Genomic DNA, 229 nt, shown 5'->3' with positions numbered 1-229 from the left:
TGGGGAAATTATTGCTAAAGGATCTTATCAAGATGTCTTAAATGCAGAAAAGTCATTAACTGGAGCTTATCTTAGTGGTAGGAAGTCAATTCCTACTCCAAAAGAACGTAGATCATCTGTAAAAAAAAGTTTAATTTTAAATAATTGCTCTAAAAATAATTTAAAAAATATTTCAGTTGAATTTCCTTTAGGAAGATTAGTTTCTGTAACTGGTGTGAGTGGAAGTGGG

General features: G+C 30.6%; 1 protein-coding gene. It reads left to right on the top strand.

Annotated features, from left to right (window positions below; all coding sequences use genetic code 11):
- The coding region (locus AMO19_RS02630; RefSeq protein ID WP_146255922.1) for a hypothetical protein at window positions 1–229 on the top strand (229 nt) is incomplete at both ends.

It is taken from the genome of Prochlorococcus marinus, from assembly GCF_001180245.1.
Taxonomy (GTDB): Bacteria; Cyanobacteriota; Cyanobacteriia; order PCC-6307; family Cyanobiaceae; genus Prochlorococcus_A; species Prochlorococcus_A marinus_F.
The sequence above is the reverse complement of the archived record's forward strand: the minus strand, read 5'-3'. Positions and strand labels throughout refer to the sequence as shown.